The 21,055-nt window shown below is 39.0% G+C and carries 17 protein-coding genes and 4 tRNA genes; 20 read left to right on the top strand and 1 reads right to left on the bottom strand.

Annotation, left to right across the window (positions count from 1 at the left end; all coding sequences use genetic code 11):
* Positions 1-14: 14 nt before the first annotated feature.
* From F4694_RS14285 to dnaB, 3 genes are all read left to right on the top strand, one after another.
* Entirely contained in the window at positions 15-1,988 is a 1,974-nt protein-coding gene (locus F4694_RS14285) for a DHH family phosphoesterase (protein ID WP_179598958.1), read from the top strand.
* A complete protein-coding gene (rplI, locus tag F4694_RS14280) occupies positions 1,985-2,434 on the top strand; it encodes a 50S ribosomal protein L9 (RefSeq protein ID WP_179598956.1) in 450 nt (149 codons plus the stop codon). Before F4694_RS14285 ends, rplI begins: the two co-directional genes overlap by 4 nt.
* A 187-nt stretch (positions 2,435-2,621) precedes the next feature.
* Positions 2,622-3,974, top strand: a complete 1,353-nt coding sequence (gene dnaB / locus F4694_RS14275; RefSeq protein WP_179598953.1) for a replicative DNA helicase — start codon at positions 2,622-2,624, stop codon at positions 3,972-3,974.
* 324 nt (positions 3,975-4,298) lie between these two features.
* On the opposite strand, the gene F4694_RS14270 is transcribed toward dnaB, so the two are convergent.
* Complete coding sequence (locus tag F4694_RS14270) at positions 4,299-5,201, bottom strand: nuclease-related domain-containing protein (RefSeq protein ID WP_179598951.1); 903 nt, start codon at positions 5,199-5,201, stop codon at positions 4,299-4,301.
* 212 nt (positions 5,202-5,413) lie between these two features.
* Here F4694_RS14270 and F4694_RS14265 point away from each other — a divergent pair, with 212 nt between their 5' ends.
* The 17 genes from F4694_RS14265 (at position 5,414) to F4694_RS14185 (ending at position 21,015) form a co-directional block, all read left to right on the top strand.
* Positions 5,414-6,706, top strand: coding sequence for an adenylosuccinate synthase (locus F4694_RS14265; protein ID WP_179598949.1), 1,293 nt, complete (start codon positions 5,414-5,416; stop codon positions 6,704-6,706).
* A 128-nt stretch (positions 6,707-6,834) separates the two neighbouring features.
* Positions 6,835-6,910: transfer RNA gene (locus F4694_RS14260), tRNA-Lys, on the top strand.
* A 64-nt stretch (positions 6,911-6,974) separates the two neighbouring features.
* Positions 6,975-7,046 (top strand) — tRNA-Glu (locus tag F4694_RS14255).
* 67 nt (positions 7,047-7,113) lie between these two features.
* Positions 7,114-7,190 (top strand) — tRNA-Asp (locus F4694_RS14250).
* A 7-nt stretch (positions 7,191-7,197) separates the two neighbouring features.
* Positions 7,198-7,270, top strand: a tRNA-Phe gene (locus tag F4694_RS14245).
* A 403-nt stretch (positions 7,271-7,673) separates the two neighbouring features.
* Positions 7,674-9,137 (top strand): peptidoglycan DD-metalloendopeptidase family protein, encoded by a 1,464-nt coding sequence (locus tag F4694_RS14240; protein ID WP_179598947.1) that lies wholly within the window; start codon positions 7,674-7,676, stop codon positions 9,135-9,137.
* A gap of 160 nt (positions 9,138-9,297) precedes the next feature.
* On the top strand, positions 9,298-10,008 hold the full coding sequence (gene yycF / locus F4694_RS14235) for a response regulator YycF (RefSeq protein ID WP_179598945.1): 711 nt from the start codon (positions 9,298-9,300) through the stop codon (positions 10,006-10,008).
* Between the two features lie 8 nt (positions 10,009-10,016).
* Complete coding sequence (walK, locus tag F4694_RS14230; RefSeq protein ID WP_179598943.1) at positions 10,017-11,837, top strand: cell wall metabolism sensor histidine kinase WalK; 1,821 nt, start codon at positions 10,017-10,019, stop codon at positions 11,835-11,837.
* The gene (locus F4694_RS14225) at positions 11,834-13,156 is read left to right on the top strand and encodes a YycH family regulatory protein (protein ID WP_179598941.1); all 1,323 of its coding nucleotides are present in this window, start codon (positions 11,834-11,836) and stop codon (positions 13,154-13,156) included. Before walK ends, F4694_RS14225 begins: the two co-directional genes overlap by 4 nt.
* Positions 13,143-13,928, top strand: coding sequence for a two-component system regulatory protein YycI (locus F4694_RS14220; protein ID WP_179598940.1), 786 nt, complete (start codon positions 13,143-13,145; stop codon positions 13,926-13,928). The genes F4694_RS14225 and F4694_RS14220 overlap by 14 nt, the downstream gene beginning before the upstream one ends.
* 17 nt (positions 13,929-13,945) lie before the next feature.
* Complete coding sequence (locus F4694_RS14215; protein WP_179598939.1) at positions 13,946-14,740, top strand: MBL fold metallo-hydrolase; 795 nt, start codon at positions 13,946-13,948, stop codon at positions 14,738-14,740.
* A 254-nt stretch (positions 14,741-14,994) separates the two neighbouring features.
* The gene (locus F4694_RS14210) at positions 14,995-16,227 is read left to right on the top strand and encodes a S1C family serine protease (RefSeq protein WP_179598938.1); all 1,233 of its coding nucleotides are present in this window, start codon (positions 14,995-14,997) and stop codon (positions 16,225-16,227) included.
* Between the two features lie 122 nt (positions 16,228-16,349).
* Positions 16,350-16,508, top strand: a complete 159-nt coding sequence (locus F4694_RS14205; protein WP_179598936.1) for a CxxH/CxxC protein — start codon at positions 16,350-16,352, stop codon at positions 16,506-16,508.
* A gap of 100 nt (positions 16,509-16,608) precedes the next feature.
* Entirely contained in the window at positions 16,609-17,088 is a 480-nt protein-coding gene (gene rlmH, locus F4694_RS14200) for a 23S rRNA (pseudouridine(1915)-N(3))-methyltransferase RlmH (RefSeq protein ID WP_179598934.1), read from the top strand.
* A 68-nt stretch (positions 17,089-17,156) separates the two neighbouring features.
* A complete protein-coding gene (locus F4694_RS14195; protein WP_179598932.1) occupies positions 17,157-17,930 on the top strand; it encodes a MurR/RpiR family transcriptional regulator in 774 nt (257 codons plus the stop codon).
* A gap of 115 nt (positions 17,931-18,045) precedes the next feature.
* Positions 18,046-19,644 (top strand): PTS transporter subunit EIIC, encoded by a 1,599-nt coding sequence (locus tag F4694_RS14190; RefSeq protein WP_179598930.1) that lies wholly within the window; start codon positions 18,046-18,048, stop codon positions 19,642-19,644.
* 45 nt (positions 19,645-19,689) lie between these two features.
* On the top strand, positions 19,690-21,015 hold the full coding sequence (locus F4694_RS14185; protein ID WP_179598928.1) for a 6-phospho-alpha-glucosidase: 1,326 nt from the start codon (positions 19,690-19,692) through the stop codon (positions 21,013-21,015).
* Positions 21,016-21,055 lie beyond the last annotated feature (40 nt).

The following is a 21,055-nucleotide window of genomic DNA, read 5'->3' as shown; positions in this document are numbered from 1 at the left end:
AGGAGCTGAAAAAATTGCCTGCATTTATAGAAAAACGCTCGATTCGATACCCTTTTTACGGGCTGATAGGCATTACAGTAGTGCTGCTCATTGTCCTGGGCTACTATAATTGGATACTTAGCCTAGTGGGCTTATTTCTCATTATTCCGCCGCTGTACTATATGATAGTCATTGAATCCAGCCAAAGGAAAGAGATGGAAGAATATATCTCAACCCTATCATACAGAGTGAAAAGGGTCGGCGAAGAAGCACTGATGGAAATGCCGATTGGAATTATGCTCATCAATGATGATTACTTTATCGAGTGGACCAATCCCTTCCTATCCTCTTATTTTGATGAAGACACCCTTATTGGTAAGTCACTCTACGAAATAGCAGATTCGTTAATACCGTTAATTAAGCAAGAGGTTGGCACAGAAATTATTACACTTCATGAGCGGAAATTCCGCGTCATTCTTAAAAGTGAGGAAAAGCTCCTTTATTTCTTTGATGTCACAGAACAAAAAGAAATTGAAAAAATGTACCATGATGAACGCACTGTTATCGCAATTATCTTTTTAGATAATTACGATGAATTAACACAAGGAATGGATGACCAAATGCGTGGAAGCATTAACAATTTGGTTACTTCAACCTTAAATAAATGGGCTCAGGATAACGGGATTTTTCTTAAAAGAATTTCCTCTGAACGTTTTATCGCTGTTTTTAATGAAGCGATTCTCCAACTGTTGGAAAAAGGAAAATTCACTGTCCTTGATGAAGTACGAGAGATGACCTCTAAGCAGAATATCTCCTTTACGTTAAGTATTGGTGTAGGGGCTGGGACTCCTTCACTGCCTGAGTTGGGCGTATTAGCACAGTCAAGTTTGGATTTAGCCCTAGGACGAGGCGGCGATCAGGTGGCGATCAAGCACCCAAATGGTAAGGTGAAATTTTTTGGCGGTAAAACAAATCCGGTTGAAAAACGGACAAGAGTACGTGCCCGCGTTATTTCCCATGCACTAAAGGATTTAATTACCGCAAGCGATAAGGTTATTATAATGGGACACAAAAACCCTGATATGGATTCTATTGGCTCTTCCATTGGTATTTACAAGGTAGCGCAGATGAATCAAAAAGATGCCTACATAGTTTTAAACTTTCAAGAAATGGATGGTGCTGTTCATAGGCTGATGGAAGAAATCCGCCATCAAGAGCAATTATTTTCTCGATTTATTGGTCCAGAAGAGGCATTGGAAATTTCAACAGAAAAAACACTATTGGTCATCGTGGATACCCATAAACCGGCGCTAGTAATTGAAGAACGACTTCTTAATAGAATTGATAACGTTGTTGTAATCGACCATCATCGCCGCGGGGAAGAGTTTATTGAAAATCCAGTTCTTGTTTATATGGAGCCATACGCGTCTTCTACAGCGGAGCTTGTTACCGAATTTCTTGAATACCAGCCAAAACGCGGTAAAATAGAAATGATAGAAGCTACTGCACTGCTCGCGGGAATCGTGGTGGATACAAAAAGTTTTACCTTACGGACAGGTGCCAGGACCTTTGATGCTGCCTCCTATCTAAGAGGCCAAGGGGCAGATACCATTCTCGTGCAGAAATTTTTAAAAGAAAGCGTTAATACCTATATTAAGAGGGCTAAGTTAATTGAATCCGTTGCTTTTTACCGCGATGGAATTGCCATTGCAAAAGGTGAAGAAAATGAGCTTCATGACCAAGTCCTTCTTGCTCAAGCCGCAGATACACTCCTTACGATGGATGGTGTAGCAGCCTCATTCGTTATTGCAAAACGTAATGAGGGGCTGATTGGAATTAGTGCCAGATCGCTTGGTAATGTCAATGTTCAGGTAATCATGGAAAAGCTTCAAGGCGGCGGTCATTTGACCAATGCAGCCACCCAGATGACCGGAATTTCCGTTACCGAAGCAGAAAGACAATTAAAGCTAGCAATTGAAGATTATTTTGAAGGTGGGAAAAAGGAATGAAAGTAATTTTTCTAAAAGATGTAAAAGGAAAAGGAAAAAAAGGTGAAGTAAAAAATGTGGCAGATGGTTATGCACATAATTTCTTAATTAAGCAGGGTCTAGCAATTGAAGCAAGCAACGCAAACATCAGTACGTTAGAAGGTCAAAAGAAGAAGGAAGACAAACGTGCGGCAGAAGAACTTGCGGAAGCGAAAAAGCTAGGAGAAGAATTAGAAAAGATTACAGTTGAGCTATCTGCTAAAGCAGGTGAAGGCGGCCGCCTCTTTGGTTCCATTACCACAAAACAAATTGCCGAAGAGCTTCAAAAGAAACACGGCATTAAAATTGATAAACGCAAAATGGAATTAGCAGACGCCATTCGTACCTTAGGTCATACAAAGGTTCCTGTTAAACTTCATCATGAAGTTGTATCTACGTTAACAGTTCATGTAAAAGAGGTAAAGTAATTTCCAGTTCAAATTTCAGCTAAACATGTTAAAATAATAAAAGTTAATCAGGAAAAAGCAAACTAACTTTTTCAAAAAATGATGTGATCGGTCGAGACTGGTCACTTTTCTTCATTATGGAGATATTTAGGTTTAAAACTATTAATATATATAATTTATCCTCTTCACAATAGGAGGTTTTTGATAGATGAGTAATGATGTATATGCAGATCGTCTGCCACCGCAAAATATAGAAGCCGAACAAGCTGTTTTGGGCGCTATTTTCTTAGAGCCCTCTGCTTTAACTGTGGCTTCCGAAATCTTAATACCAGAAGATTTCTATCGCGCCTCTCACCAAAAGATATTTAATGCGATGCTGAAGCTGAACGACGAAGGTAAGGTAGTTGACCTTGTTACGGTAACCGAGGAACTAGCCGCAGCGAAGCTGATTGAAGATACAGGCGGAGTGAGTTATTTAAGTGAATTGGCGAGCTCTGTGCCGACAGCAGCAAATATTGAATATTATGCTAGAATTGTAGAAGAAAAGTCTTTGTTGCGACGATTAATTCGGACTGCAACTGAGATTGCTTCAGATGGTTACTCACGTGAAGACGAAGTGGAAGCACTTTTAAGCGAGGCTGAAAAAAATATTCTGGCAGTGGCACAGCGTAAAAATGCTGGAGCGTTCCACAATATTAAAGATGTTCTTGTTCGTACGTATGACAATATAGAGCAAATGCACCAGCGTGCAGGAGAAATTACCGGTCTTGAGACAGGTTTTATTGAGCTTGACCGAATGACAGCGGGATTCCAGCGCAATGACTTAATCATTGTGGGCGCCCGTCCTTCTGTGGGTAAAACCGCTTTTGCTTTAAATATTGCGCAAAATGTTGCGCACAAAACAGGTGAAAATATCGCCATCTTTAGTCTTGAGATGGGAGCAGAGCAGCTTGTCATGCGTCTTCTTTGTGCCGAGGGGAATATCGATGCACAAAGGCTTCGTACCGGATCTTTAACAGATGAAGACTGGGGCAAACTGACGATGGCAATGGGCAGCCTTTCAAATTCAGGCATTTTCATTGATGATACACCGGGAGTAAGAATAAGTGATATTCGTTCTAAGTGCCGCCGTTTAAAACAAGAGCATGGTTTAGGAATGATCTTAATCGATTACTTGCAACTTATCCTAGGTAGTGGTCGTACCGGCGAAAACCGTCAGCAGGAAGTATCCGAAATTTCCCGTTCCCTCAAGCAATTAGCCCGTGAGCTCCAGGTTCCGGTTATTGCCTTGTCCCAGCTTTCCCGTGGTGTCGAGCAGCGTCAGGACAAACGTCCAATGATGTCCGATATCCGTGAATCTGGTTCGATTGAGCAGGATGCCGATATCGTGGCATTCTTATACCGTGATGATTACTACGATAAAGAATCCGAGAATAAGAATATCATCGAAATCATCATCGCCAAGCAGCGTAACGGTCCAACTGGCACCGTCTCACTGGCATTCGTAAAAGAATACAATAAATTTGTAAACTTGGAGACACGATACGATCCAAGTGCGTAGGGTTTTTGAGAGCTCAGCCAAGGGTTTTTGGCTGGTTTTTTTTTTGTAGGGTACTTCTAAAAAGAGGTAATTTTAATGATCTGAAGCATTTTGGCTCCCTTTAATAGTAAAAAACTCAGCTGGAGGGAATCAAAAGAAGTCTTTGAATCCCTTCAAAGGGAATAAAGCTGACTCAAGGGAATCAAAAGAAGCCTTTGGCTCCCTCAATAAGGTAAAAAGCAATTCGAAGGGTATCAAAAGGTGCTTTTGTTTCCCTTCATATGGATAAAATTCAACTCTAGGGATTCAAAAGAGGAGTTAAATTTCTACCAGGAGAAAATTTGTTTAAGTTCCTACATAATGGGCAGAAGTTCTATGCCCAACTAGTTTAAAATACTTAGATAGGACTCTTCGTACTGCTTTCTTCGACTTGATTCCACCACACCAATCGTAAATATCATTCGTTGTTATCTTTCTCTCTGGAAACAGTAACATATATTCCTTTACGCTCTTCAAAATAGCCTCTTCTCCGTCCTCTATGCATCCACACTTTTTACATACCAACGACTCATCTGAGAAAAAAGTCTTACAATTGGGGCAAAGCAGTCCTTTTTCCAACTGCTCAAACGTATATAGCGGCAGTCGTTCATAAGGAGATTCCACAATATGTCGCGCATTTAATTGTTCCGCTAATTGATAGTACTTTTTATGCAACTTTACAGGCCTAGTATTTAATTTTTTCAAAAAGCGATTTAACTGTGTTGGAAAAATAATTGCAGGATTTATGGAGGGTGTGTATAAATGAAACTCGGGGTTATTGAAAACTAGATAGGATTCAATCGTAAAATTATATCCTAATTCGTGCAGCAATTTTTTCAGTAAGGTCTCACAGCGTTCAAGTTGGTGTAGTGGATTCTTTTGGAGAATGCCTGCTGGGTTATACGATTTATCCTCTTTAATAGCGTAATCCCCTTCGAAATATTTTATATCTAAAAGGTAAATCTTCTCACAGGCAATTATTAAGGTATCAATTTGAAATTTTGAACCATTATATTCAAGTAATAAATCAGTAAGAATTAACCACTCATCGGTTAGTCCTTTTAACCAGACGTCACTTTTTAACTCCCCTTTATAGCCCTTTTCAAGGTTTAAAAAATTAAGGGCTTCACTACTGCTAAACACCATACGTGGGTGTAAATACTGTAAAAGAACTAATTCCAATTTTTCCGGCCGCGGTCTAAAAATCATATAACACTTCCTTTATCATTATTTTAAAATACTCTAATCCCTATTTTATGGAAAACCTACTTCCGATACAAGTAGATTACTAAATTAATATTTTACGAACATATTTTAATAACTTTATATAAATCGTTCGTGTTTAATTGACTTTTACCCATGAAAATTGTTAAACTTGTCTGTGGGAAAAAGAAATGCGTATATAATTTGGAGGTGCCTTTATGACATCAGTAGTGGTAGTTGGTACACAATGGGGAGACGAAGGAAAGGGTAAAATTACCGATTTCCTTTCGGAGAATGCAGAAGCAATTGCTCGTTATCAAGGTGGAAATAACGCTGGCCATACGATCAAGTTTAACGGTGAAACATACAAGTTACACCTGATTCCATCAGGAATTTTTTATAAAGAAAAAATCTGTGTGATTGGAAACGGAATGGTAGTCGATCCGAAAGCACTTGTGGCAGAGCTTGCCTACTTGCATGAAAAGGGAATTACAACGGATAACCTTCGTATTAGCAACCGTGCACATGTAATACTTCCTTACCATTTAAAGCTTGATGTTGTGGAGGAAGAAAGTAAGGGTGCCAATAAAATTGGAACCACGAAAAAAGGAATTGGACCTGCTTATATGGATAAAGCGGCGCGCGTTGGAATCAGAATTGCTGACCTTCTTGAGCGTGATGTTTTTGAAGAAAAGCTTGAACGCAACCTGGCTGAAAAAAATCGTTTATTTGAACGTATTTATGAGACCACAGGGTTCACAAAAGAAGAGATTTTAGATGAGTATTTTGAATATGGGCAGCAAATTAAACAATATGTTTGCGACACTTCAGTTGTCTTAAATGACGCTTTGGATGAAGGCAAACGGGTTTTATTTGAAGGCGCCCAAGGTGTTATGCTGGATATTGACCAAGGTACGTACCCATTTGTTACTTCTTCAAATCCAGTGGCAGGCGGCGTTACAATTGGTTCAGGTGTGGGTCCATCCAAAATCACCCATGTTGTGGGAGTTTGTAAGGCATATACTTCACGTGTAGGTGACGGACCATTCCCGACAGAATTATTTGATGAAATCGGTAATCAAATTCGTGAAGTTGGCCGTGAATACGGTACAACTACAGGACGTCCACGCCGCATTGGCTGGTTTGACAGTGTAGTGGTTCGCCATGCACGCCGTGTCAGCGGTCTTACTGATCTCTCTTTAAATTCAATCGATGTATTATCAGGAATCGAAACATTGAAGATTTGTACAGCATACAGCTATAAAGGTGAATTAATTACCGAATATCCTGCAAGCTTAAAGGTTTTAAGTGAATGTGAGCCTGTTTACGAAGAGCTTCCAGGCTGGACAGAGGATATTACTGGAGTTAAATCGTTAGATGAACTGCCTGTTAATGCACGCCATTACGTTGAGCGTGTAACACAGCTTACTGGCATACCATTAACAACTTTTTCTGTAGGACCAGATCGCAATCAAACCAATGTGGTTCGCAGCCCTTGGAGACAAATTTAATCATGAAAAGGCCCTCGATTTCCGAGGGCTTTCACTTTTATAAAAACTTTTTTAAAAAAAGTATTGCACTATATGTATAAGCCGTGCTATTATAAAAAGCGTCGTCACGAACGACAAACATTTAGTACGAGCCATTAGCTCAGTTGGTAGAGCATCTGACTTTTAATCAGAGGGTCGAAGGTTCGAGTCCTTCATGGCTCACCAAAGTTTTTTCGCGATAGTGAAAATAACTTTCCATTTTGCAACAGCAAAATAATTCTTAAAATATGGCCCCTTGGTCAAGTGGTTAAGACACCTCCCTTTCACGGAGGTAACACGGGTTCGAATCCCGTAGGGGTCATGGTATTTGATTGTTGGCAAGCGACTGGCAAGTCTAGTCTCCTTGCTAACGATCAATATAAAAAAATGGTTTGGTAGTTCAGCTGGTTAGAATGCCTGCCTGTCACGCAGGAGGTCGCGGGTTCGAGTCCCGTCCAGACCGCCATACATATGGCTCAGTAGCTCAGTCGGTAGAGCAAAGGACTGAAAATCCTTGTGTCGGCGGTTCGATTCCGTCCTGAGCCATTATAAAGGGGAAGCTTACGAAGTGTAAGCTTCTTTTTTATTTGTTACGAATTGTAATGTTATTGTAAAAAAATATCCAGATATTTACATCAAATTATCGAAGCTTGTCTTATTTTGTAAAAGGTGGTCAATTTATAATACCTACGATAAACGTTGGTATAATAAGTTTTACCTACAGAAATAGGAAATATAGCATACATAAAATTGTAATAATTTTGCTACTTAAAACTCCTACGAATGTAGTTAAATGTCAGGTATTATACAATTTTGTTACATTATAAAGACTATTCGTTATTTATTTAAAAATTATGGTAAGGTTATAGAGTAGAAAAAGAGGGAAATTTCACTTGTGGTTATAAAGTACTAGATTAAGAGAGTTGTTTCCGTAATTTAGGAGGTTCCAATGGTATTTTTTAATAAAGGAAATATATCAAGTAAATTTGCGAAAAAACAATCCTTGAAAACTGCTGTAATGACAGCGTTTGCAGTGTCTGCGTTAATTTTTAGCAGTGTTTCTGCTAGTGCTGCTGGATCAATAAAGTTAACAACGGTATACCATGTATACAATAATCAACAATATATAGGTACTGTTTCTAATAAAGAAGTTGTTGAAAAAATTGTCGAAGAAAAAGCAGCTGAGTTTCAAGAGTCAACTAAGGATTTAAACTTAGAGTTTGGCTCAGATATTGAGTACATAAAAGAACAAGTTTTTCATTCAACAGCAAATGATACAAAAACGATTCAAAATCTTGAGAGTTCGATTCAGCTTGAAGCGGAAGCTTCCTCCATTGTCATTGATGGACAGCACGTTGCGTTCGTAGAAAACCAGGAAACTGCTGAAGATGTTATTAAACGACTTAAGCTTGGGTTTGTAACACAAGAACAACTAGATGAAGTTGAAGCAAGAAAATCTGCACCTGCAGCGGAGTTACCTCCCTTGCAAGAAAATGAAACTCGTATATTAGACGTAAGTGTATCTAAAAATGTTTCATTTGAATCAGAAAATGTTTCACCAAACAAAATTATGTCTGCAGAAGAAGCAGTTACATTCTTACAAAAGGGTACGTTGGAAGAAAAAAAATATGTGGCACAATCAGGTGATGTTCTAGGAACGATTGCCAATGATCATGGATTAACGTTTGCAGACTTTCTTGCATTAAATCCAGGTCTTACAGAAGATTCTGTTGTAAATATTGGTCAAGAGGTTAATGTGACGGCTTTAAAGCCATACCTTGAAATCACCGTTGAAAAAGAAGAAAATCGAAAAGAAGCGATTCCGTTTGAAAATCAAGTAGTGGAAGACGCTAATATGCCAAAAGGCGAAACAAAAGTTCAGCAAGAAGGTAAAAATGGAGAACGCTCTGTAAATTATCGTATTTCAACACTAAATGGTGTAACCGTCAGCAATGTGGTCACAAGTGAGACTGTACTTACTGAGCCTGTTCCGCACATTGTTATAAAGGGAACAAAGGTGATTCCTTCACGCGGTACTGGAAATCTTACCTGGCCAACAGTGGGAGGATATATTTCCAGCCAGCAAGGTCAGAGATGGGGTAAAGCCCACAAAGGAATTGATATTGCGAGACCTAGCAATAGAACGATAAAGGCTGCTGATAATGGTAAGGTTGTATCTGCGGGAAATGGTGGCGACGGCTATGGTAACAAAATTGTTATAGATCATGAAAATGGTCTGCGTACAGTATATGCTCACCTAGATTCAATTGGCGTAAGTGTAGGACAAACGGTTTCACAAGGGTCAGCTATTGGTGTAATGGGTTCAACTGGTAACTCGACAGGAGTCCACTTGCATTTTGAAGTCTACAAAAATGGAGCACTACAAAATCCTTTAAATTACGTTCATCAATAAATACACAGCACAAAAGAGTCTCTACTGTACTAGAGGCTCTTTTGGTGTTAAATACTAGTAATAGATGAATTACTGCTGAAACCATGGTAAAGTAAACTAGAGTAGAAATGCCATTTAGTTAATCTATATATTTATTTTTAATAACAAAGGAGCAATAGGTATGGAAAAGAAAATTCTCGTAGTGGATGATGAAAAACCGATTGCGGATATTTTGCAGTTTAACTTAAAAAAAGAGGGTTACGATGTTTACAGTGCTTATGATGGAAATGAAGCTCTGGTAATGGTAGAAGAAGTACAGCCAGACTTAATTCTCTTAGATATTATGCTTCCGTTAAAGGATGGGATGGAAGTATGCCGTGAAGTCCGCAAGAAATATGATATGCCGATTATTATGCTGACTGCAAAGGATTCTGAAATAGATAAGGTTTTAGGACTTGAGCTTGGTGCGGATGATTATGTTACGAAGCCTTTTAGTACGAGAGAGTTAATTGCGCGGGTAAAGGCAAATTTACGCCGTCATCAAGTTGTTGTTTCTCAAGCAGATGAAGAGGTAGAAACCAATGAAATTGAAATTGGCTCGCTTACGATTCATCCTAATGCATATGTCGTTTCAAAAAGAGGAGAAACAATTGAATTAACTCACCGTGAGTTTGAACTGCTTTACTATTTAGCGAAACATATTGGACAGGTAATGACGAGAGAACATTTGCTGCAAACAGTATGGGGCTATGATTATTATGGGGATGTTCGAACAGTAGACGTAACGGTTCGCCGCTTACGTGAAAAGATTGAAGATAATCCAAGCCACCCAACGTGGATTGTTACCCGCAGAGGAGTGGGCTACTATTTGCGTAACCCTGATCAGGAGTAATGCCCTACATGAATAAGGTTAGTTTTTTTCGCTCTATACACGTCAAATTCGTCATTATCTATGTCCTGCTTATTCTAGTGGCGATGCAGATAATTGGCGTTTATTTTGTTAGGCAGCTGGAAGAAACATTAAGGACAAATTTCCAAAATTCCTTAAAGGAACGTGTGAATTTACTCGCCTATAATGTGGTCGAAGAGATGGAAAAGAAAAGAACACCTGAAGATCCTACCCTTGAAGAAGAAATAAGGAAAATACTGCGTGATTTTGAATCGGCTGATATTTTTGAAGTACGGGTGATTGAGGGTGAAACTCGTAAAATTGTTGGAACCTCCGATCCAAACCAAGTTGTGGTTGGTCAAAGAGACACGAACCTCCGTATAACCCAGTCGATCAATCTTGGAGAAGATTTGAGCAGTATCTTAATTGGAAACGGCGGTCATCGAATTTGGGTGCTGTCAACTCCGATAAAGTCAGGCAATACCGTCATTGGGGCGATTTATCTAGAAGCGAAAATTGAAAATGTATTTACCCAAATGAAAACCATCAATCGTATTTTTGCGACAGGAACGGGAATTGCTTTAGCGATTACTGCTATCTTAGGGATACTTTTAGCTCAGACCATCACCAGGCCGATTGTAGATATGAGAAAGCAAGCATTGGCGATGGCGAAGGGAAACTTCTCACGAAAAGTAAAAGTGTACGGTCAGGATGAAATTGGGACCTTAGCCGTTACCTTTAATAACTTAACGAAAAAGCTTCAGGAAGCACAGGCTATGACCGAAGGTGAAAGAAGAAAGCTATCTTCTGTCTTATCGTATATGACAGATGGTGTGATTGCGACAGACAGGAAAGGCCGTGTCATATTAATCAATGACCCTGCGGCAGAGATGTTGAATGTTTCACGTGAAACAGTTCTTTCTCAGCCAATCGTTTCTTTATTAGGGTTAACGGATACAAATACGTTTGAGGATTTGTTAGAAGAAAAGGAATCGTTAATTCTTGATTATAGTACAAAAAAGGAACCTTATATCCTCCGTGCTAACTTCTCTGTGATTCAAAAAGAGACAGGATTTGTTAATGGTTTGATTGCAGTCCTTCATGATATAACGGATCAGGAGAAAATTGATGCGGAAAGAAGAGAATTTGTGGCGAATGTATCACATGAATTAAGAACTCCACTCACGACGATGAGAAGTTACTTAGAGGCGCTTGCCGATGGTGCATGGAAGGATGAAGACATTGCCCCTAATTTCTTAGAGGTAACGAGGACTGAAACAGAAAGAATGATTCGGTTGGTCAATGATCTCCTTCAACTATCTAAATTAGACAGCACAGATTATCGACTTAACAAAGAGTGGGTCAACTTTGTAGACTTTTATCATCGAATTATTGATCGTTTTGAAATGGCGAAAGAACAAAATGTCAGCTTCAATAGGGAGCTGCCGACGCATGCTATTTTTGTAGAAATAGATGAAGATAAGATGACCCAAGTTCTTTACAATATTATCTCGAATGCACTGAAGTACTCTCCTGAAGGCGGCCAGGTTACCTTCTCCATAAAAGAGGAAGAAGAAAAAGTAATCGTCAGTGTTTCGGATCAAGGTGTAGGGATTCCGAAGGAGAATATCGGCAAAATCTTTGATCGTTTTTATCGTGTTGATAAAGCAAGAACACGGAAGTTGGGCGGGACAGGACTAGGTTTGGCCATTGCAAAAGAGATGGTTAATGTTCATGGCGGCATGATTTGGGCTGTAAGTGAAGAGGGAAAAGGAACGGAGATTTCCTTTTCGCTTCCATATGAACAAACGGAAGAGGATGACTGGTCATGAAATATGAAAATAGTAAATCTGCGATCTTAACTTTTCTCATTCTGGTTAGTATTGTTTTAACTTGGAATCTTTGGACGTACCAGCCTAATTTTGACACATTGGAAAACGGTAATACAGTTGAAGAGGTAACGTTAAAGGAAAAACGGGAACTTTACCAGATTATCAGTCCGGATCTTGTTCTTTTTCATCATAGCGGTCAGCATTTTGGAACTACAGATGCGGAAAGCCTTGATAAAATAATGAGTGAAATAAGGAAATGGTCTATCTATGATGTAAAAGATTATTCGGAGAATATAGAGGACATTAAGGAATTAGTTCATGGAAATGGAAATGCTGAACTTGTATTTCCTGCTGATATCCCCATTGAAATCTATCGAAATGTATTGAAGTTCGAGGAGAAAAGAATTCCGGTATTCAATTTTAATCGAATTGTGGTCAATGTTGAGAATTCTGAAAAGGGAAATGGTACGATTTACTTTGTTTCTTCCGATTATCAGCATGTATATATCAGCCATATCTCACCCAGTTTATTAAACGAGTTTAACAAGAACTTTTTTAAAAATGCAGAGCAATATCAGCGTTATTTCCCATTTGAAGCGACTAATCAGCGTACGGTTTATATCCCTGATGGTAATGTGGAAATGATGGAATACACCTATTTACCTGTCGTCTTAAACTCAGATGCTTTCAAAGAAGCATTGTTTAGTGAACCTAAGTTTGTACAAAGGGGCACCGTTTCTGGAGTAGAAGAATTTAGTGATGTTTCAAGTAAAATGACCGTTAATAACGATACCAATATGCTGCTCTATGTGAATCCTACAGGTGAGTCCAATTATGTGGACGACTCTTATGATCTATTAAAGAGGAGTATTGATTTTATTAATGGACATGGGGGCTGGACAGACCCTTATCGTTATGTAGCAAAGGATGAAAAAAGGAAATCTGTTAAGTTCCGTTTATATAGTATCGACGGGTATCCCGTTTTTAATGAAAGTGGTATGTCAGAGATTGAGGAAGTATGGGGCAGAGATGAAATAACGAAATATGTTAGACCTAATATATCCTTGGAGCTTCCCTTAACCACAGAAATGGTAAAAGTAACTCTTCCAACAGGTTCTTCTGCATTGGAATTTCTCAAAACCCGAAAGAATTTTAAACCGGAATTACTAGAACAACTCGTTTTAGGATATCGGATGTCAAAGGATACAAGCGAAAATAAACTGATCCTCCTAGAGCCAGCTTGGTTTTACCGATATAACCAGACATGGGGACAAATCACAAAGGATGACCTGGGGGGATTGTTACATGGATTGGAGTAAAATAAAAACAATTTTTATTATTACGTTTTTGATTTTAGACGTCTATCTCTTATTTCAGTTTATGAAAATACGGGACGCTAATAAATATGAATATATTACACCAACCTCCATTGAGGAAACATTGAAGTTAGACGAAATCAGCTATAAAGAACTGCCAAAGGGGCCATTTAAGGATCAGTATCTAAGCGCAAAGCCCAAGTTGTTTACAAGGGATGATATTTTAAAACTGAAGGGGCAGACAACGGCACTAAAGGAACCTAGTACGTCTCTGCAGATGAAATTGGATAAACCCATACCTTTAAATGAAAAATTTGAGGCAGCAGATATTACTGCTTTTATTAAGGATAATGTATTGTATGGTGACCAATATCAATTTTGGAAAAAAGATGATAAGAAGAACACCATCACCTACTTTCAACATTATGGAAATATGACTTTATATGAAAATCTAAGTGGAATGCTTACGTTTCATATTGACGAAAAAAATCAAATTGATTCCTACGAACAGACCTATTTAGAGGATATAGAAAAAATGACCGAAAAGGAGGAAATCCTCCCTCCTTTGAAGGCACTGGAAACCTTGTACCAAAAAGGTATGCTGAAGCCAAAAAGCAAAATCACAAAAGTTGAACTCGGCTATTCATCATTAATTCAGCTCTCTGCTTCGCAAGCATTAGCGCCCACATGGCGTTTTGTGGTGGATGATAATCAAAGTCTTTTTGTTAATGCGTTAGAAGGTCAGATTATAGAATTTAACAGCGATGGAAATTAGATGTGGAGTGAAATCATATGTCATTACGTTATAGCATTTTAGCGAGCGGAAGTACGGGGAATTCGCTTTATGTTGAATCAGACGAGCATTCCTTTCTAGTAGATGCCGGATTTAGCGGGAAGCAAATGGAGGCATTTTTCCAACATATAGATCGTGACATAAGTAAATTATCAGGGATATTTGTAACCCATGAACACAGTGACCATATTAAAGGAATTGGCGTGTTAGCCCGAAAATATAAGCTGCCAGTTTATGCAAATGAAAACACCTGGCGTGCGATGGATCGGTTAGTTGGTGACATCCCCACTGAACAAAAGATGATATTCAGCACCGAAAGCGTAAAAAGCTTTGGGGCCACAGATATTGAATCCTTTGGGGTATCGCACGACGCAGCAGAACCAATGTTTTATGTATTCCATCATTCGGGTAAGAAATTAGTGTTGATAACAGATACAGGCTATGTGAGCGACAGGATGAAAGGAATCATCTCAAATGCAGATGCCTATATTTTTGAGTCGAATCATGATGTGCAAATGCTAAGGATGGGAAGATATCCTTGGAATGTTAAACGAAGGATTCTGAGCGATCTTGGACATGTTTCAAATGAGGATGCGGCCATTGCTATGAGTGAGGTCATTGGAGACAATACAAAACGAGTGTACCTTGCCCATTTAAGTCTCGACAACAATATGAAGGACTTAGCAAGAATGTCAGTAGCACAAACACTTCAAAGCCAGGGACTAATCGTCGGTGAGGGGTTCGATCTCTATGACACAGACCCTAAAGTGCCAACGATTTTAACAGCAGTTTAAAAGAAAAGCGGAAGTGCCTTGCTCAGGGGCGACAGGCATAAGATGAGCCGGCATGAAGGTTGCTCTTTAACCTTCTTGACGGATTGGCTTATGACCCCGAGCCCCTAGGCGCTGAAGCTGGACCATACTAAGAACAAAGATACTTCCTATTTGGTATCTTTGTTCTTTTTTTATAAAATGGTTTTGGACAGAGTATAATTGTAACTATAAGCCAAAATATTAATTAGTTGCTTATGAAGGGAGACGTGGTGAAAATGGGTTACTATGATGATCATTCACAAGGGCGTAACCAAAAGATGAATAGGAACAGAGGTAGTTTTTTACTTGCAAGTATTGTTGGGGCAATACTTGGAGCCATGCTAGTTATCATTTCAATTCCGGCATTATCTAATGGAGGTTTCCTTCCCTACAATGTACAGCCCAATCAGAGTCAATCTGCAGGGACAAATGATAATAACCAAGACAATTTTGTACAGCAGCAGGTGTCCTATGATGTAAATACGAATACTACAAAAGCTATTGATAAGGCTGCCGATGCGGTAGTTGGGATTAATAATATACAAACTTCTAACTTCTGGAACGACGAGGGTGGAGACGACCAAGGGCCAGCAGGTACAGGGTCAGGGGTAGTTTATAAAAAGGCAGGAGATAAAGTTTATGTTGTGACCAATCATCATGTAGTTGAAGGTGCTACACAGCTGGAAGTGACCTTAAATGATGGCACAAAAATTCCTGCAAAACTTCTCGGTTCAGATGTTTGGACCGACTTAGCTGTACTTGAAGTTGATGCAGGCAAGATTAAAAAAATAGCTGAATTTGGTGATTCTGATGCCTTGAAAATGGGGGAACCGGTAATGGCAATTGGAAATCCACTAGGTGCCACCTTCTCTGGTTCTGTTACGCAAGGGATTATTTCAGGGATTAATCGGACAATCCCCGTTGATATTAACCAAGATGGTATTATGGATTGGCAGGCTGAGGTACTGCAAACAGATGCAGCCATTAATCCTGGTAACAGTGGCGGGGCATTAATTAATATTGCCGGACAACTTATTGGCATTAACTCGATGAAAATTGCTCAAAATGCCGTTGAGGGGATTGGATTATCAATACCGATCAACTATGCAAGACCGATTATTAATGACCTAGAACAATATGGCGAGGTCAGACGACCTTACATGGGGGTTGACTTAAAATCGGTTGCTGAAATTCCAGGTTATTATCAAGAAGAAGCCTTAAAATTACCAAGGGACATTAACTATGGTGTAGCTCTTCGCCAGGTTGTGCCGAATTCACCTGCATCACAGGCTGGATTACGGGAGCTAGATGTTATTGTAGAGATGGATGGGAAAACCATACATGACGTAATTGACCTCAGAAAGCATTTATATCAAGAGACAAAAATTGGCGACCAAATGGAGATTAAATACTATCGAGAAGGAAAGCTGCAAACGACCAAGATCACATTAGCAGAAGACCAATCTTAAAAGGAAGAACAGGAAGGTGTTTTCACCTTTCTGTTTTTTTATGGTATAGTGGTTGGTTGAATGATACAGTTTGGAAAGTAAAATAATAAGAGAAATAGTTATGCGGGAAGGAGGGTTCCAAATTGATTTATTGCTGTGAGGAACATGTAGATTTGGCACTAGATAACGTTGTGGAAGAGTTTGAAACCTTCCCAGTTTTATCAAAAGTAACTGGGGATAACTTATCAACAGGTTGTGAGTATTGCCAAAATAGAGCTGTATATATTGTGGCGAACAAATGATTCCATACAAGATGTGGATAAAAAATGTGGACATGTGGATAACTTCTGTGGATAAGTTGTTTGTAAACTGTTTGTAACATAAAAAAGAGGGTTGTGGATTGTGAATATCTCAATTATTACGGTTGGCAAATTGAAAGAGAAATATTTAAAATTGGGAATTGACGAATATTTAAAACGACTAAATGCGTATGCGAAAGTGGAAGTCGTCGAAGTACCGGATGAAAAAGCACCAGAGGAATTAAGCGAGTTAGAAATGATTCAGGTCAAGCAAAAAGAGGGAGAAAGAATCTTGGCTAAGATAAGCCAGGACACATATGTAATTGCCCTCGCAATAAATGGGAAAATGCAGTCTTCTGAAGAGCTAGCGGATACGCTAGATAAATTGGCTACATACGGGAAAAGCAAGATTGCTTTTATTATCGGAGGATCGTTAGGATTAAGTGATGAAGTGCTAAAACGTTCAAACGAACAGCTTTCTTTTTCAAAAATGACCTTCCCCCATCAACTGATGAAATTGATTCTAGTAGAGCAAATTTATCGAGCTTATCGAATAAACCGGGGCGAGCCTTATCATAAATGAGGCTTGAATATTGAACCAAAATTAGCAATCACAAACCGCCACATTGGCAAAGTGAGAGTGAAGAATAAATGGTGGATATCAGCAAAATTATTCAAGGGAAAAATTTATCTGAAGTTGAAGTTCAGATTGTACAATATATCATTACTAACATCGACAATGTCCTGGAAATGGGAGTACGAACGATTGCGAAAGAGAATTTTACCTCTCCAGCAACTGTAATTCGCCTTTCGAAAAAATTAGGCTATACGGGATTCATCGATATGTATTACCACCTCCTCCCTCTCGTTAAAAAAGCGGGTTTACCGGAAAGCAACGTGATGGAGGACTTTCTTGAGATTAGTTCAAAGGATTTTATGAGCCATAATTCAATGGAGGATATTGAAATCTTCATTAAAAAAGTATTAAATCTCAAACAAAGCTATATTTTTATATATGCTACAGGTTTTTCTGCAATTGCAGCAGAATATTTGTATAAAAAACTATTAGTACTAGGAAGAAAAACGATTTTTGCCAGTGGAACTGATTCGATTGGAGTATTCGAAAATAATCTGGAAGATATCGGTGCCTTAGTGGTGATCTCCAAATCAGGTGAAACACAGCTTGTCCTCGATAAAATGCAGGCCGCCAAAGAGCATCATATTTTTACTGTTTCTTTCACAAAGGAAACTGAAAGTCGGATTGCAGAACTTTCCGATTTGAATTTTAAAATCATCGATCATAATAAACTAGACGATAGAAACATGCTGCCGAACAGTTTTTTTCCCGGTCTAATGCTAATGTTTGAATATATTGTCAAACAGTATGTCGGGACATTATTACCAAAAAAAAATAGAAATGAGTGAAACGTGTTTCAATGTGTGAAACACGTTCTTTATTATGTGGAATCTATCGACTCTAAAACGTTTACATTGTATTCTAGTCCTGTCAACTACAAAAACATAAAAGGGGGAAGGCAAAATGAAAGCAAAAGTTATGGAAGGCATGCAGCGCTTTTCAAAAGCGATGTTCATTCCAATACTTATTTTGCCGATTGAGGGTATTTTAATTGCATTTGGAAATTTATTTACCAACCCAAGGTTAATGGAGGTCTTTCCATTTTTAGATAATCCGATCACAACCGGATTTGGGACCATCTTGACTGGATCATTGGTTTCAATTCTCACCAACTTGGGACTCATATTTTGTGTCGGGATAGCAGTCGGTTTAGCGAATAGAGAAAAAGCAATCGCTGGGTTTACATCTCTATTAGGTTATTTGGTATTTGTAAATGCTATGAATAAATTTATGCAGCTCACCGGGGTTCTTTATGAAGGGGAATCTTTGCAGGGAACTGGACAAACGATGGTCTTGGGCGTGCAAATTCTTGATATGGGTGTGTTTCTGGGACTTATTCTCGGTATTGTAACCGCTATCGTTCATAACAAATTTATTGATACAGAGTTCAAAGGTGCGTTTCAAATTTACGGCGGATCACGGTTTGTCTTTATTGTATTGATTCCTGTTCTTGTGTTGTTATCAGTTGCGCTTACGTTCATCTGGCCATTTTTCCAAGCTGGAATTAACAGTCTTGGAGGTCTAATCCAACACAGCGGAAGCTTTGGGATTTTCTTATACGGGGCATTGGAACGTTTGTTAATTCCAACAGGTCTGCATCACTTAATTTATACGCCATTTTTATATACATCATTGGGCGGTGCCGTAGAAATCGGCGGGCAAGTATACGAAGGGGCAAGAAATATTTACTATGCAGAAATTATCGATCCAACTGTAAAAGAGCTTTCATCAAGCGTGGTTTGGGATGCCCGCGGTATTTCAAAGATGTTTGGTTTAATTGGTGCTTGTTTGGCTATGTACCACACGGCAAAGCCAGAAAATAAAGGTAAAGTAAAGGCGATTTTAATTCCGGCTGCCGTTACATCATTTATTGCTGGTGTGACAGAGCCAATTGAATTTTCATTCTTGTTTGTAGCACCATTGTTATTTGTTGTTCATGCTGCTTTAAGCGGATTAGGGATGGTAGCGTATCATCTATTGGATGTCCGAGCCATTGGCCCAAATGGAATGATTGATTTTCTATTGTTCAATGTACCGCTTGGAATCGAAAAAACACATTGGCCAATGTATATCTTAGTAGGATTGTTCTCATTTGCTGCCTACTATGTGGTTTTCCGCTTCCTAATTGTGAAATTTAACTTCAAAACAATCGGAAGAGAAGATGAAGACGAAGAGACCAAATTATATTCCAAGAAAGATTATGAAAAGAAAAGTACAGGAGTAACTGGGAGTCCTGAGCCACAGTCGATTGGTGGAATTGCTCCAGTGATCGTCGATGCATTAGGTGGAGCAAGCAACATTAATACGGTAACAAATTGTTACACTAGACTCCGTTTAACACTGGATAACCCTGAAAAGGTCAACGAAGAAGTATTGAAAAGAGAAACTGGTGCCAGTGGAGTCGTGATTAAAGATAAGAATGTTCAGGTTGTGTATGGCTTACAAGTAACAAACATTCGGAAAGCTGTCGACAGCTATTTGGGATTATCAACAAACGAATAGAATCGAGATAAATACAACATAGAATACTAGAAGGGATGGAGAAAAATGAAAAATTTCTCAGTTGTTATTGCAGGTGGAGGAAGTACCTATACACCAGGGATTGTTATGATGTTATTGGATAATTTGGATCGTTTCCCACTTCGAAAATTAAAACTATATGATAACGACAGGGAAAGACAAGCTGTCTTAGGAGAAGCTATTGAGATTGTATTAAAAGAAAAAGCACCGGATATCGAGTATTGCTATACAACGGATCCGGAGGAAGCTTTCACTGATATCGACTTCTGTTTTGCTCATATCCGTACGGGAAAATATGAAATGCGTGAAAAAGATGAAAAAATTCCATTGAAACATGGTGTTGTCGGCCAAGAAACTTGTGGACCTGGTGGAATTGCATATGGGATGAGAAGTATCGGTGATATGATTGAATTAATTGACATTATGGAAAAGTATTCCCCGGATGCCTGGATGTTAAACTATTCCAATCCTGCGGCCATTGTTGCGGAAGCGTGCCGCGTGCTTCGTCCAAATTCAAAGGTATTGAATATTTGTGACATGCCAGTAGGAACATTACGCAGAATTTCGCATATCATCGGCAAAGAGCCGCAAGATTTAGAAGTCCGTTATTTCGGATTAAACCACTTTGGCTGGTGGACTAGCGTTAAAGATAAAGAAGGTAATGAATATCTGCCTCAAATCCGTGACTATGTGGCAGAGAACGGCTATCTGACTCAAAAAGAAGTAGATACCCAGCATACAGATGCCAGCTGGCAGGAAACACATAAGAAAGCGAAAGATTTGTTAGCAGTTGATCCAAGATTCTTGCCCAATACGTATCTAAAATACTATTTATACCCTGATTACGTCGTGAAGACTTCAAATCCGGAATATACAAGGGCAAATGAAGTCATCGATGGCAGGGAAAAGACGGTCTTTTCTACTGCAAGACAGATCATTGAAAGACGTACAGCAGAAGGCTGTGAATTTGAAATGGGCGCTCACGCAACCTTTGTCGTTGACCTTGCCCGTGCCATTGCCTTTAACACGCATGAAAGAATGCTGTTGATTGTTGAAAACAATGGTACCATTGCAAACTTTGATGATGATGCCATGGTAGAAGTTCCATGTATTGTCGGAAGCGATGGTCCAGAGCCATTAAGCCAAGGAAAGATTCCTGAATTCCAAAGAGCGTTAATGTACCAGCAAGTAACGGTTGAGAAATTAGTCGTACAAGCTTACATTGAAGGAAGCTATCAAAAGTTATGGCAGGCTTTAACACTATCAAAAACAGTACCAAGTGCAAAAGTAGCAAAAGAAATTTTGGATGATTTAATTGAAGCGAATAAAGGTTACTGGCCTGAATTAAACTAGCTTAATAAATACTAGAAAGGCGAAAAGCGAATTGCTTTTC

The organism is Neobacillus driksii (assembly GCF_013409995.1).
Lineage (GTDB): Bacteria > Bacillota > Bacilli > Bacillales > Cytobacillaceae > Neobacillus > Neobacillus driksii.
Note: the sequence above shows the minus strand (reverse complement) of the source record. Positions and strands in the feature narration are given on the sequence as shown.